At 76.1% G+C, this 11,903-nt stretch carries 16 protein-coding genes; 7 read left to right on the top strand and 9 right to left on the bottom strand.

The window, feature by feature from the left end; translation table 11 throughout:
* Positions 1 to 131 precede the first annotated feature (131 nt).
* Positions 132 to 1,004, top strand: coding sequence for a branched-chain amino acid aminotransferase (locus ACI6QG_RS05590; protein ID WP_407023583.1), 873 nt, complete (start codon positions 132 to 134; stop codon positions 1,002 to 1,004).
* Between the two features lie 34 nt (positions 1,005 to 1,038).
* A complete protein-coding gene (locus ACI6QG_RS05585; RefSeq protein WP_407023582.1) occupies positions 1,039 to 1,716 on the top strand; it encodes a lysophospholipid acyltransferase family protein in 678 nt (225 codons plus the stop codon).
* On the opposite strand, the gene ACI6QG_RS05580 is transcribed toward ACI6QG_RS05585, so the two are convergent.
* The 4 genes from ACI6QG_RS05580 to ACI6QG_RS05565 are packed head-to-tail and all read right to left on the bottom strand — an operon-like array spanning position 1,703 to position 3,676.
* The gene (locus ACI6QG_RS05580) at positions 1,703 to 2,035 is read right to left on the bottom strand and encodes a DHCW motif cupin fold protein (RefSeq protein WP_407023581.1); all 333 of its coding nucleotides are present in this window, start codon (positions 2,033 to 2,035) and stop codon (positions 1,703 to 1,705) included. The genes ACI6QG_RS05585 and ACI6QG_RS05580 overlap by 14 nt on opposite strands.
* A complete protein-coding gene (locus tag ACI6QG_RS05575; RefSeq protein ID WP_407023580.1) occupies positions 2,035 to 2,817 on the bottom strand; it encodes a GNAT family N-acetyltransferase in 783 nt (260 codons plus the stop codon). The genes ACI6QG_RS05580 and ACI6QG_RS05575 overlap by 1 nt, the downstream gene beginning before the upstream one ends.
* Positions 2,814 to 3,206 (bottom strand): Fur family transcriptional regulator, encoded by a 393-nt coding sequence (locus ACI6QG_RS05570; RefSeq protein ID WP_407023579.1) that lies wholly within the window; start codon positions 3,204 to 3,206, stop codon positions 2,814 to 2,816. Before ACI6QG_RS05570 ends, ACI6QG_RS05575 begins: the two co-directional genes overlap by 4 nt.
* Positions 3,207 to 3,253: 47 nt before the next feature.
* Positions 3,254 to 3,676 (bottom strand): Ros/MucR family transcriptional regulator, encoded by a 423-nt coding sequence (locus ACI6QG_RS05565; protein WP_407023578.1) that lies wholly within the window; start codon positions 3,674 to 3,676, stop codon positions 3,254 to 3,256.
* A gap of 100 nt (positions 3,677 to 3,776) precedes the next feature.
* On the opposite strand from ACI6QG_RS05565, the gene ACI6QG_RS05560 reads away from it, so the two are divergent.
* On the top strand, positions 3,777 to 3,995 hold the full coding sequence (locus tag ACI6QG_RS05560; protein ID WP_407023577.1) for a sulfurtransferase TusA family protein: 219 nt from the start codon (positions 3,777 to 3,779) through the stop codon (positions 3,993 to 3,995).
* On the opposite strand, the gene ACI6QG_RS05555 is transcribed toward ACI6QG_RS05560, so the two are convergent.
* The 4 genes from ACI6QG_RS05555 to ACI6QG_RS05540 are packed head-to-tail and all read right to left on the bottom strand — an operon-like array spanning position 3,982 to position 6,527.
* A complete protein-coding gene (locus ACI6QG_RS05555; RefSeq protein WP_407023576.1) occupies positions 3,982 to 4,389 on the bottom strand; it encodes a GNAT family N-acetyltransferase in 408 nt (135 codons plus the stop codon). The two genes, ACI6QG_RS05560 and ACI6QG_RS05555, sit on opposite strands and share 14 nt — an antisense overlap.
* On the bottom strand, positions 4,386 to 4,988 hold the full coding sequence (gene tsaB / locus ACI6QG_RS05550) for a tRNA (adenosine(37)-N6)-threonylcarbamoyltransferase complex dimerization subunit type 1 TsaB (RefSeq protein WP_407023575.1): 603 nt from the start codon (positions 4,986 to 4,988) through the stop codon (positions 4,386 to 4,388). Before tsaB ends, ACI6QG_RS05555 begins: the two co-directional genes overlap by 4 nt.
* Before the next feature lie 26 nt (positions 4,989 to 5,014).
* The gene (locus ACI6QG_RS05545) at positions 5,015 to 5,851 is read right to left on the bottom strand and encodes an FtsX-like permease family protein (protein ID WP_407023574.1); all 837 of its coding nucleotides are present in this window, start codon (positions 5,849 to 5,851) and stop codon (positions 5,015 to 5,017) included.
* Positions 5,844 to 6,527 (bottom strand): cell division ATP-binding protein FtsE, encoded by a 684-nt coding sequence (locus tag ACI6QG_RS05540; RefSeq protein ID WP_407023573.1) that lies wholly within the window; start codon positions 6,525 to 6,527, stop codon positions 5,844 to 5,846. The genes ACI6QG_RS05545 and ACI6QG_RS05540 overlap by 8 nt, the downstream gene beginning before the upstream one ends.
* A 74-nt stretch (positions 6,528 to 6,601) precedes the next feature.
* On the opposite strand from ACI6QG_RS05540, the gene ACI6QG_RS05535 reads away from it, so the two are divergent.
* Positions 6,602 to 7,054, top strand: coding sequence for a zinc-ribbon domain-containing protein (locus ACI6QG_RS05535; RefSeq protein ID WP_407023572.1), 453 nt, complete (start codon positions 6,602 to 6,604; stop codon positions 7,052 to 7,054).
* A gap of 12 nt (positions 7,055 to 7,066) precedes the next feature.
* Here ACI6QG_RS05535 and ACI6QG_RS05530 read toward each other — a convergent pair whose 3' ends face one another.
* Entirely contained in the window at positions 7,067 to 7,702 is a 636-nt protein-coding gene (locus tag ACI6QG_RS05530; RefSeq protein ID WP_407023571.1) for an ABC transporter substrate-binding protein, read from the bottom strand.
* A 60-nt stretch (positions 7,703 to 7,762) separates the two neighbouring features.
* Between ACI6QG_RS05530 and hpnA the strand changes: the two genes are divergently transcribed.
* The 3 genes from hpnA to shc all read left to right on the top strand — a co-directional run bounded on the left by hpnA (position 7,763) and on the right by shc (position 11,901).
* Positions 7,763 to 8,749 (top strand): hopanoid-associated sugar epimerase, encoded by a 987-nt coding sequence (gene hpnA / locus ACI6QG_RS05525; protein ID WP_407023570.1) that lies wholly within the window; start codon positions 7,763 to 7,765, stop codon positions 8,747 to 8,749.
* Positions 8,746 to 9,870, top strand: coding sequence for a glycosyltransferase (locus ACI6QG_RS05520; protein ID WP_407023569.1), 1,125 nt, complete (start codon positions 8,746 to 8,748; stop codon positions 9,868 to 9,870). The genes hpnA and ACI6QG_RS05520 overlap by 4 nt, the downstream gene beginning before the upstream one ends.
* 81 nt (positions 9,871 to 9,951) lie before the next feature.
* On the top strand, positions 9,952 to 11,901 hold the full coding sequence (gene shc, locus ACI6QG_RS05515) for a squalene--hopene cyclase (RefSeq protein ID WP_407023568.1): 1,950 nt from the start codon (positions 9,952 to 9,954) through the stop codon (positions 11,899 to 11,901).
* Positions 11,902 to 11,903 lie beyond the last annotated feature (2 nt).

Here is an 11,903-nt window from a genome sequence, read left to right as displayed (position 1 = left end):
TCAGCATCATTGACACATATTTCCCGTTGCTTCAAGAACCGCGAAGTGAACGAACGAATGATGCGCCAAACGGCCCATCGGTGTTCGTTTCGGGACGGCACCGGGCCGCCCCGGGCAAGGAGGACTCGACGGTGGCCCTGGTTCCCTACGACGACCGCGACGGCTTCATCTGGTGGAACGGCGAAATGCGCCCCTGGCGCGACGCCAAGCTGCACGTCCTGTCGCACGGGCTGCACTACGCCTCCGCCGTGTTCGAGGGCGAGCGCTGCTACGGCGGGCAGGTGTTCAAGCTGCGCGAGCACACCGAGCGCCTGATCAACTCGGCGAAGATCCTGGGCTTCGACATCGGCTACACCGCCGGGCAGATCGACGAGGCCACCAACGCCACGCTGAAGGCCAACGGGCTGGCAGACGCCTATGTGCGCCCCATCGCCTGGCGCGGCTCGGGCGAGATGGGGGTGGCGGCGCGCAACGCGGGCGTGAACCTCGCCATCGCCGTGTGGGAATGGGGCGCCTATTTCGGCGTCGAGCAGCGGATGAAGGGCATCAACCTGGCCTGGGCCAAGTGGCGCCGCCCGCACCCCGACACCGCGCCGACCGCCAGCAAGGCGGCGGGCCTCTACATGATCGGCACCATGAGCAAGCATGCCGCCGCCGACGAGGGCGCCGACGACGCCATGATGCTGGACCACAAGGGCGACGTCGCCGAGGCGACCGGCGCCAACGCCTTCTTCGTGTTCGACGGGGAGCTGCACACCCCCACGCCGACCTGCTTCCTGGACGGCATCACCCGCCGCACCGTGATGGACCTGGCGCGCAAGCGGCAGATGACGGTGGTGGAGCGCGTCATCAAGCCCGAGGAGCTGAAGCGCGCCACCGAGAGCTTCGTCGCCGGCACCGCGGCCGAGGTGACGCCGGTGCGCCGCATCGGCGAGCTGGAGTTCACCCCCGGCCAGATCACCGAGACGCTGATGCGCGACTACGAGGCCGCCACGCGGGGCTGACGCGCCGCCGGGTTTCGGGCAAGGGGGCGCGGCGATGACCCTGCTGCGCTCCCTGCTGTTCAACCTGCTCTTCTTCGGCCTCACCGCCGTGGCCGGCCTCGTGCTGCTGCCGCTGCTGCTGGGGCCGCGCCGCTGGTCGCGCGACGTCATGCGGCTGTGGAGTCGCACCATGCTGGTGCTGCTGCGCGCCATCGCCGGCATCCGGCTGGAGGTGACGGGGCGCGAGCACCTGCCGCAAGGCGCCGCCCTCGTCGCCTCGCGCCACGAATCGGCCTTCGACACGCTGGTCTGGTTCGCCCTGGTGCCCGACGCCGCCTACGTGATGAAGCAGGAGCTGTTCCGGGTGCCGGTCTACGGCTTGTGGGCCCGGCGCACCGGCCATGTGGGGGTGGACCGCGCCGGCGGCATGAAGGCGGTGCGCGCCCTGGTGCGCGACGGCAAGGCGGCGCTGGAGACCGGCCGGCAGCTCATCATCTTCCCCGAGGGCACCCGCGCCGCGCCCGGCGTGGCCGCCCCCGTGCTGCCCGGGGTGGTGGCGCTGGCCCAGGCCGGCGGCCACCCGGTGGTGCCGGTGCGCACGGACAGCGGCCTGTGCTGGCCGCGCCGCTCCTTCCTGAAGCACCCGGGCACCATCCGCATCGCCGTGCAGCCGCCGCTGCACGGCCGCGAGCGCCTGGCGGAGCGGCTGGCCGAGGCCATCAGTCCACGATGAACAGCCGGGCCCCGGTGCGGGTGGAGGAGCGGTGGGCGGCGTCGCCGAAGTCGCTCACCTGGTAGGACTGCCCGGCGCGCAGGGTGAAGCGGCGGCCGTCGCGCAGCTCCGTCTCCAGCTCGCCTTCCAGCACCAGCAGCACGTGGCCGCGGTCGCACCAGTGGTCGGCCAGGTAGCCGGGGGAATACTCCACCATGCGCACCCGCAGGTCGCCCGCGGTGAAGCTGCGCCAGGTGGCGTGGCCGGCTTCGCCGGGGTGGCGGGTGGGCTCCACCGCCGCCCAGTCCGTCACGCCGAAGGGCATGGGCGGCAGCTTCATCAGCCGCGCTTGCGCTCGTAGTGGCGGTAGTACTTGTCCGTCACCTGGTCGGTCTTGACCACGACGCAGACGTCGGTGGTGTTGAAGGCGTGGTCCACCACCGCCCCCTCCCCCACGAAGCCGCCCAGGCGCAGGTAGCCCTTGATCAGCGGGGGCAGGTCCAGCAGGGCGCGCTTGGCGTCGAAGGCGCCGGGCGGCAGGCGGTCCATGCTCTCGAAGCGGCCGGGCAGGGCGCGCGGGCGCAGCGCCTCCGGCGCCAGGTGGTGCTGGTGCAGGTAGGACAGCGGCGCGGCGTTGGCGTCCAGGTCGGTGCCGGGCAGGGAGGCGCAGCCGAACATCAGCGCGATGCGGTGCTGGAACACGTAGGCGGCGATGCCGCCCCACAGCAGCTGCAGCGTGCCGCGCGTGCGGTATCCCGCATGGGTGCAGGAACGGCCCAGCTCCAGCACCTCGCCGGGAAAGGCGGTCACCGGGCCGATGTCGTACTCGTCCTCCGAGTAGAAGCGGCCCAGCCGCGCCGCGGCCTCGCGCCGGATCAGGCGGTAGGTGCCGACCACGGCCTCCGGCCCGTCGCCGCGGTCGTGGTCCAGCACCAGCAGGTGGTCGGCCACGGCGTCGAAGGCGTCGGCGTCCAGCCCGCTCTCGCGCGCCGCGGCGTCGGGGGTGGCGCCCATCTCGCCGAAGAACACCTCGGCGCGCAGGCGCTGCGCGGCCCGGACCTCCGCGCCGTCGCGGGCCAGGCGCACGCCCAGGTTGCCGGCCCGCAGCTCCGCGAAGGTCACGTGCGCGGGGCCTTGCGGCCGAAGATCTCCAGCCGCATCTGCACCAGGTCGAAGCCCAGGCGGCGGGCGATGGCGCGGGCCAGGGCGTCGTGCTCGGCGTCCTGGAACTCCACCACCGTGCCGCTGTCCACGTCGATCAGGTGGTGGTGGTGGCCGCGGTCGGCGGGGTCGAAGCGGGCGCGGCCGCCGCCGAAGTCCCGGCGCTCCAGGATGCCCTTCTCCTCCAGCAGGCGCACGGTGCGGTACACCGTGGCCACCGAGACGCGGGCGTCGCGGGCGGAGGCGCGGCGGTACAGCTCCTCCACGTCCGGGTGGTCTTCCGCCTCGCTCAGCACGCGCGCGATCAGCCGGCGCTGGCCGGTCATCTTCAGGCCGCGCTCGATGCACATGCGCTCGATCCGCGAGGGATCGGCGGAAGCCGCCGCGGGCAAGCGGTTCAGCCCTTCCTGCGGCCCTGGGTGCCCAGGCCGATCTTCTTCGCGAGCGAGGAGCGGTGCTTGGCGTAGTTGGGCGCCACCATCGGGTAGTCGGCGCCCAGGCCCCACTTCTCCCGGTACTGGTCGGGCGTCATGTTGTAGGAGGTCTGGAGGTGGCGCTTGAGCATCTTCATCTTCTTCCCGTCCTCCAGGCACACGAGGTAGTCGGGGGTGATGCTCTTCTTCACGGGCACGGCGGGGGCGGGCTTCTCGGCCTCCACGCGCGGCGCCGGCGCCATGCCGCCCAGCCCGGCCAGGGTGCGGTGCACCTCCGTGATCAGGTTGGGCAGGTCCGTCACGGAGACGGAGTTGTTGGAGACGTGGGCCGAGACGATCTCGGCCGTCAGTCCGAGGAGGTCGGCCCCGGCGGAAGTATCGGACATGCGCGTGTTCCCCGATTCGTCGCCACGGGCTTATTCTGTCCTTGCGGGGTTCCGCAAGTCATCCGCGCAGGAATCGCGCAAGAAAACCGGTGGGCAATACATGAACCATGCTGACCACGAGCTCGACATCACCCGCGACACCTGCCCGATGACCTTCGTGCGGGCCCGGCTGCAACTGGACCGCATGCGCAGCGGGCAGGTGCTGGCCCTGCGCTTCCGCGGCGAGGAGCCGCGCCGCAACCTGCCGCGCACCCTGGCCGAGCAGGGGCACGAGGTGCTGGAGGCCGGCGAGGAGCTGATCCTGGTCAGGAAAGGCTGAGGCGCAGCACCCGCGCGTCGCGCCCCGGCCCGTAGTAGTTGCGGCGCAGGCCCACCGGGGCGAAGCCCGCCTGCCCGTAGAGCGCCAGCGCCGGGGCGTTGTCCGCCGCCACCTCCAGGAACAGCGCCGCCGCGCCCAGGCTGCGGGCGGCGGCGGCGGCGCTGCCCAGCAGGCGGCGCGCCACCCCGCGCCGCCGCGCCGCCGGGCGCACCGCCAGGGTGAGGATCTCCGCCTCGCCGCCCGCGGCGCGGGCCAGCAGGAAGCCGTCCTCGCCCTCCGCCGCCAGGATGGCGCCGGGCATCTCCAGCATGGTGCGCAGCGCCCCCTCGCCCCAGGCCTCGTCCCGCGGGAAGGTGTCGGCGTGGATGGCGGCCAGGCGCGCGGGGACGCTCACGTGGTGGCCGGCGGGTCGAGGTAGAGCGGCTCGGCCGCCCGCGGCGGCAGCGCGCCCGCCCGCCGCGCCGCGCCCGCCAGGGCCAGGCCGCGGGCGGAGGGGCGGCGCAGCTCCGTCAGCATCGCGGTGGCGCCGCGCGCCAGCAGCCGGGCGGCGGCGCGCGGGGCGCCGTCGCCGGCCAGGCGCACCGGGCCGTCCGGGCGGGGCAGCGCGGCCTCCGCCACCGTGCGCGGCGGGCCGGCGCCTTCCAGGAACAGGGCGCCGCGGCGGTTCTCCGTGGCGCTCCAGACCGGCCAGCCCGGCCCGGCCTCGGCTTGCAGCGCCTCGCCCACCGTCACGCCGCACAGGGGCAGGGCGCGGGCCAGCGCCAGGCCGTGCGCCAGGGCCAGCGCCGTGCGGATGCCGGTGAAGGAGCCGGGGCCGACGCAGGCGGCGATGCCCGCCGGCGCGCCCTGCGCCAGCACGGCCTCCAGCAGCGGCGGCAGGCGGGCGGGCTGGCCGTGGGCGCCGGGCTCCTGCGCCTCGGCCAGCACGCGCCCGTCCTCCACCAGCGCCACCAGGCAGCGGTCGAGCGAGGCGTCGAGGACGAGCAGGCGCATGCCCGCCGCGTGCCACCGCGGCGCCGTCAGGGCAAGCGGCGCAGCCAGCGCGCCACCGTCCAGCGCGCCACCGCCCAGCCCAGCGCGGCGAAGCCCGGCGGCAGCAGCGCCAGCCAGGCCCAGGGCAGGTCCGCCCAGCCGGCGGGGCGGGACAGCGCCACCGGCACCGCCGCCGGCACGATGACGGCCAGCGCCGCCAGGGCCAGCGCCAGCCCCGCCGCCGCCCCGGCCGCGCACAGCGCGCCCAGCCGCGCCGCGAAGCGCCCGGCGATGTCGGCGTCCCGGGCGCCGAGCTCGTGCAGGATGACGATGGTGTCGCGCCGGGCGGCGATGCCGGCGCGGGTGGCCACCGCCACCAGCGCCGCGGCCACCGCCCCGGTCACCGCCAGCAGCCCCAGCGCCAGCACGCGCAGCCCGGTGGCCAGCCGCAGCGCCGGGGCCAGGGATTCGCCCCGCCCTTCCAGCCGCGCGCCGGGAATGGCCTCCACGGCGGCGCGGAAGGCGGCCGGGTCGCGCGGCGCGGCCTCCAGCACGCGGGGCAGCGGCAGGGCGGGGGCGTCGCCCAGCCAGGGCGCCAGCAGGGCGCGCAGCCGGGCCTCGGCCACCGGCGCCAGCCCGGCATGGGCGTGCAGCGGCGCCAGGGCGGTGTCCGGCGTGCCGGCGGGCAGGGTGAGGATGGCGGGGCCGTCGGCGGCGGCCTGCCAGCGCGCCGCCAGGTGCCCGGCCCCGGCGGCGGCGGCCAGGGCCAGGGCCGCCAGCAGCGCCATCGCCCCGACCAGGGCGGGCAGCAGCCGGTCGGCCAGGGCGCGGCGCAGCCCCAGCGGGTCCCGGCCGCGCAGGGGGCGCAGGGGGGCGCTACGCACCGGCCGCCTCGTCGGCCACCAGCCGGCCGGATTCGAGCAGCAGGGCGCGGGCGGGATAGGCGGCGGGCAGCGTCTCGCTATGGGTGGCGACCACCACGGTGGTGCCCATGCGGTGCAGCTCCCGCAGCAGGGCGATGACGCGGCGGGCCTGCGCCTCGTCCAGGTTGGCGGTCGGCTCGTCGGCCACCAGCAGGGCGGGGCGGGCGACGATGGCGCGCGCGATGGCCAGGCGCTGGCGCTCGCCGCCGCTCAGGATGTCCGGCGGGTCCTCGCCGCGGTGGTCCAGGCCGACCCAGCGCAGCATCTCCTCCACGTCGGCGGCGACGCGCGCCTCCGTGACGCCCTGGATGCGCAGGGGCAGGGCCACGTTCTCCCGCGCGCTGAGGTGGGGCAGCAGGCGGTCGTCCTGGAACACCACGCCGATGCGCCGGCGCAGCGCCGGCAGGGCGTGGCGGCGCAGGCGGGAGACGTCCTCGCCCAGCAGCTCCACCCGCCCTTCCGTGGCGCGCAGCGAAAGCTGCATCAGCCGCAGCAGGGTGGACTTGCCGGCGCCGGAGGGGCCGAGCAGCCAGGCGAACTCGCCGGGCGCCAGCGCGAAGGACAGCCCCAGCAGCCCCCAGGCGGAGCGCCCGCCCGGCGCGTCGTAGCGCAGCCCCACCCCGTCGAATCGCACCATCCCGCCACCCCCCAGCAAGGGTTCACCCGCCCCTTGTAGGGCCACGGCCCCCGTTGGCACATTGGCGGCCAGCGATGGACATCACCTGCCCGACCTGCGCCGCGGCCTACCGCGTGCCCGACACCCTGCTGAAGCCGGGCAAGAAGCTGCGCTGCGCCGCCTGCAAGACCGACTGGGCGCCGCTGGCCGAGGAGCCCGCGCCCGCCCCGCCCCCGCCGGAGCCCCTCCCGCCCGAGGAGCCGCCGCCCGCGCCGCGCCCGGCCCCGCCCACCCTGTCGCCGCCGCGCCCGCTGGCGCCGCGCCCCGACGCCCCGCCGCCCCCGCCGCTGGAGCCGGTGGCCGACCCCCGCCGCCTGCGCGAGGCGCATGCCGGGCGGCGGGCCGGCGGGCGGTGGCTGCCGCTGGCCTGGGTGGCCTCCCTGCTGGCGGTGGCGGCGCTGCTGGGGGCGCTGGTGGCCTTCAGCGGGCCCATCGCCGCCGCCTGGCCGCCCTTCGGCCGGCTGGCGCAGGCGGTCGGCGGCGGCTGAGGCAGCGCCCGCCTACCCGGCCAGCAGGCGCTGGGCGCGGCTGTTCAGCTCCGCCGCCAGCCGCGCGGCCCCGCCCTCGCGCACCAGCCCGGTGAACTCCGAGCGGCGGGAGGCGAGTTCGCTGATGGTGCCGGTGAGGTAGATGTCCACGATGCGCCCGCCCCGCACCAGGTAGGACAGCACCACCGGCTCCTGCCCTCCCGGGCGGTTCAGCACGGTGCGCACCAGCGCGTCGCCGTTGGGCAGCGCCTGCACGCCCTGGGTGGCGAAGGATTCGCCGGAGAAGCCGTCGAAGCGCGCGGCGTAGGTGGCCACGGACCAGCGCGCGAAGGCCTCCGCCAGCGCCTGCTGCTCGGGCGGGGAGAAGGTGTTCCAGGGCGGGCCGACGCTGATGCGCGTCATCGCCGCCAGGTCGAAGGCCTGGCCCATGGCCGGCGCCAGGCGCTCGAAGCGGCCGCGCACGCCCAGGCGCTGGGCGTCGCGCATCACCCCCAGCAGGGCGGCGTGGAAGCCTTCCACCACCTGGGCCGGGCTGCCCTGGGCGGCGGCCGGGCGGGGCGCCAAGGGGGCCAACATTGGGGCCACCATCGGGGCCGCCAGGGGGGCCGCCAGCACCGGCAGGGCGAGGAGGAGGCGTCGCGTCGTCATGGCCCGGCATATAGGAAGCCGACGGTGGCCGCAGGAAGGCGCCGCGGCTAGAACCCGGCCATGCTCGTCCTCCTCACCGGCGCCACGGGGTTCCTGGGCGCCTCCCTGGCGCGCGAATTGCTGGCGCAGGGCCACCGGGTGCGCGCCCTGGTGCGCCCCGGCGCCCCGCGCGGCACCCTGGCCGGGCTGGATCTGGACTGGGCGCTGGGCAGCCTGACCGACCACGCCAGCCTGGGCTACGCCGTGGCCGGCTGCGACGCCCTGGTGCACGCCGCGGCCGACTACCGCATCTTCGTGCCCGACCCGGCCGCCATGCACGCGGTGAACGTGGAGGGCACCGCCGCCCTGATGCGCGCGGCGCGGCAGGCCGGGCTGGGGCGGGTGGTCCACGTCTCCTCCGTCGCCACGCTCCGGCCCCGCGCCGACGGCACCCCGGCCACCGAGGCCGACGCCGCGGCGCCGGAGGAAGCCATCGGCCCCTACAAGCGCAGCAAGACGGAGGCCGAGCGGCTGGTGGAGCGCCTGGTGGCCGGGGAAGGGCTGCCGGCGGTGATCGTGAACCCCTCCACCCCCATCGGCCCCTTCGACCGCCGCCCCACCCCCACCGGGCGCATCATCCTGGAGGCGGCGCGCGGCCGCATGCCGGCCTACGTGGACACCGGGCTGAACCTGGTGCACGCCGCCGACTGCGCGCGGGGCGTGGTGGCGGCGCTGGGGCGCGGCACCCCCGGCGAGCGCCACATCCTGGGCGGGCAGGACGTCTCGCTGGCGGAGATGCTGCGCTTCATCGCCGCCGAATGCGGCCACCGCCCGCCGGTGCGCCTGCCGCGCGCCCCGCTGTTCCCCCTGGCGGTCGCGGCGGAGCTGGCCGCCCGCGCCACCGGGCGCGAGCCGATGCTGACGCGCGACGGGCTGCGCATGGCCGGGCACCGCATGTTCTTCTCCTCCGCCAAGGCGGCGGCCGTGCTGGGCCACCGGGCGCGCTCCTGGCAGGAGGGGGTGCGCGACGCCATCGCCTGGTTCCGCCAGGCCGGGATGCTCCGGTGAGCCTGGCGCTGGCGCTGGCCGCGCTGCTGGCCTGGGGGGTGCTGCTGCTCGGCCGCGGCATGTTCTGGCTGGCGCGCGAGGACGACCGCGACGCCCCCGCCCTGCCCGACCCGGCGCGATGGCCCGCCGTGGCCGTGCTCATCCCCGCGCGCGACGAGGCCGCGACCATCGGCCCCGTGGTGCGCGCCCTGCTGGCGCAGGACTACCCGGGCCGCTTCTCCGTGACGGTGGTGGACGACCGCAGCACGGACGGCACCGGCGCCCTGGCGGCGGCGGCCGGGGCGCGGGTGGTGCCGGGCGGGGCGCGGCCGCCGGGCTGGTCGGGCAAGCTGAACGCCCTGCGCCAGGGGCTGGAGGCGGTGGCGGGCGAGGACCACGCGCTGCTGCTGCTCACCGACGCCGACATCCTCCATGCCCCCGACAGCCTGCGCCTGCTGGTGCGGCGCATGGAGCACGGCCGGCTGGACCTGGTGTCGCTGATGGCCAGGCTGCGCTGCGCCCCGCGCGCGGAGCGCTGGACGGTGCCGCACTTCGTGTTCTTCTTCGCCATGCTCTACCCCTTCCGCTGGGCCAACGACCCGCGGGCGCGCACCGCCGCCGCCGCCGGGGGCTGCGTGCTGCTGCGCCGCGCCACGCTGGAGGCGCGGGGCGGGCTGGCGCCCATCCGCGGCCGCATCATCGACGACTGCGCCCTGGCCGCGCTGGTGAAGCGCGGCGGCGGCCGCACCTGGCTGGGGCTGACGGAGCGCGTGCGCTCCCTGCGCGCCTATGACGACCTGTCGGCCATCCGCGCCATGGTGGCGCGCACCGCCTACGCGCAGCTCGGCTACTCGCCCCTGGTGCTGGCGGGCTGCGTGGCCGGCATGGCGCTGGTCTACCTGGCGCCGCCGCTGCTGGCGCTGTTCGGCGCGGGCTGGGCGCGGGGGCTGGGGGCGCTGTCCTGGGCGCTGATGGCGGTGGCCCTGGCGCCCATGCTGCGGCGCTACGGGCTGTCGCCGCTGCGCGGGCTGGGGCTGCCGCTGACCGCCGGGCTCTACCTGCTCTGGACGCTGGATTCCGCCCGGGCCGAATGGGCCGGGCGCGGCGGCTTCTGGAAGGGAGAGGCCCTGGGGCGGCGGTGACGGCATGCCAAGCCCGCGCCCTGCCCCCTTCCGGCCCGCGCACGGAATGGCCTATCCATGGGGCGGGTTGAGGACGGGGGCATGGGCGAACTCATCGGCAGCACGGCGCTGGACGAGGCGGTGAAGGGCGCGGCGGCGCACCTGCTGGCGCACCAGCGCCCCGACGGCCACTGGGTCTTCGAGCTGGAGGCGGACGCCACCATTCCGGCCGAATACCTGATGCTCCATCACTTCTTCGGCCGCATCCAGCCGGAGAAGGAGGCGCGCATCGGCCGCTACCTGCGGCGCATCCAGGGCGCGCATGGCGGCTGGGCGCTGGTGCATGGCGGGCCGCTCGACGTCTCCTGCTCGGTCAAGGCCTACCTGGCGCTGAAGCTGGTGGGCGACGGCGCCGACGAGCCGCACATGGCGCGCGCGCGCGAGGCCATCCTCGCCGCCGGCGGCGCCGAGCGCTCCAACGTGTTCACCCGGGCCGCGCTGGCGGTGTTCGGCGCGGTGCCCTGGCGCGCCGTGCCGATGATGCCGCCCGAGATCATGCTGCTGCCGCGCTGGTTCCCCTTCCACATCTCCAAGATCTCCTACTGGGCGCGCACGGTGCTGGTGCCGCTGACGGTGGTGATGGCCCATCGCCCGGTGGCGGCGAACCCCACGGGCGCCAGCATCCGCGAGCTGTTCCGCACCCCGCCGGAATTCGTGAGGGAATGGCCCGGCGGCGCCCACCAGGCCGAGCCCTGGGCCAGCCTGTTCAAGGGCCTGGACGCCGCGCTGCACCGCGCCCGCGCCCTGTTCCCGCGCAACCACCGCGCCAAGGCCGAGGCCGCCTGCGAGGCCTTCGTCACCGAGCGCCTGAACGGCGAGGACGGGCTGGGCGCCATCTACCCCGCCATGGCCAACGCGGTGATGATGTACCACTGCCTGGGCATCCCGCCGGACGACCCGCGGGTGCGCACCGCCTGGTCGGCGGTGGAGAAGCTGGTGCTGGAGCGCGCGGACGGCGAGACCTACGTGCAGCCCTGCCTGTCCCCCGTCTGGGACACCGCCCTGGCCGCCCACGCCCTCATGGAGGCCGGCGGCGCGGAGGCCGAGGTGGCGCGCGGCCTGCACTGGCTGCGCGCGCGGGAGATCACCGGCGTGCAGGGCGACTGGGCCTGGCAGCGCCCCGAGCTGAAGCCCGGCGGCTGGGCCTTCCAGTACCAGAACGCCCACTACCCCGACGTGGACGACACCGCCGTGGTGGTGCTGGCCATGGACCGCCACCGCCAGCGCGCCGGCGAGGACGCCTTCGACGGCGCCATCCGCCGGGCGGTGGACTGGACGGTGGGCATGCAGTCGCGCGGCGGCGGCTGGGGCGCCTTCGACGCCGACAACACCTTCCACTACCTGAACCACATCCCCTTCGCCGACCACGGCGCCCTGCTGGACCCGCCGACGGCCGACGTCTCCGCCCGCTGCCTGGCCATGCTGGCGCAGCTCGGCCAGGGCGACGGCCCCGCCGCCCGCGCCGCCACCGAGTACCTGCTGCGCGAGCAGGAGGCCGACGGCTCCTGGTACGGGCGCTGGGGGGTGAACTACGTCTACGGCACCTGGAGCGCGCTGACGGCGCTGAACGCCGCCGGCCTGGGGCACGGCCACCCGGCGATGCGCCGCGCCGTGGCCTGGCTGGAGGCGGCGCAGAACCCCGATGGCGGCTGGGGCGAGGACGGCTTCACCTACCCCGAGCGCGGCGGCACCCGGCCGGACGGGGCGCGCCGCCCCTGCCCCTCCACCGCCTCCCAGACCGCATGGGCGATGCTGGCGCTGATGGCGGCGGGCGAGGCCGACGGCCCGGCGGTGGCGCGCGGCGCGCAATGGCTGCTGGAGCGCCAGCAGCCCGATGGCGGCTGGGCGGAGGAGGACCACACCGGCACCGGCTTCCCGCACGTCTTCTACCTGCGCTACCACGGCTACCGCCGCATCTTCCCGCTCTGGGCGCTGGCGCGGCTGCGCAACCTGCGCGATTCCAACAGCCGGCGGGTGACGGCGGGGCTGTAGGG

This window comes from Sabulicella flocculans (genome assembly GCF_045449635.1).
Lineage (GTDB): Bacteria > Pseudomonadota > Alphaproteobacteria > Acetobacterales > Acetobacteraceae > Roseococcus.
Note: the sequence above shows the minus strand (reverse complement) of the source record. Positions and strands in the feature narration are given on the sequence as shown.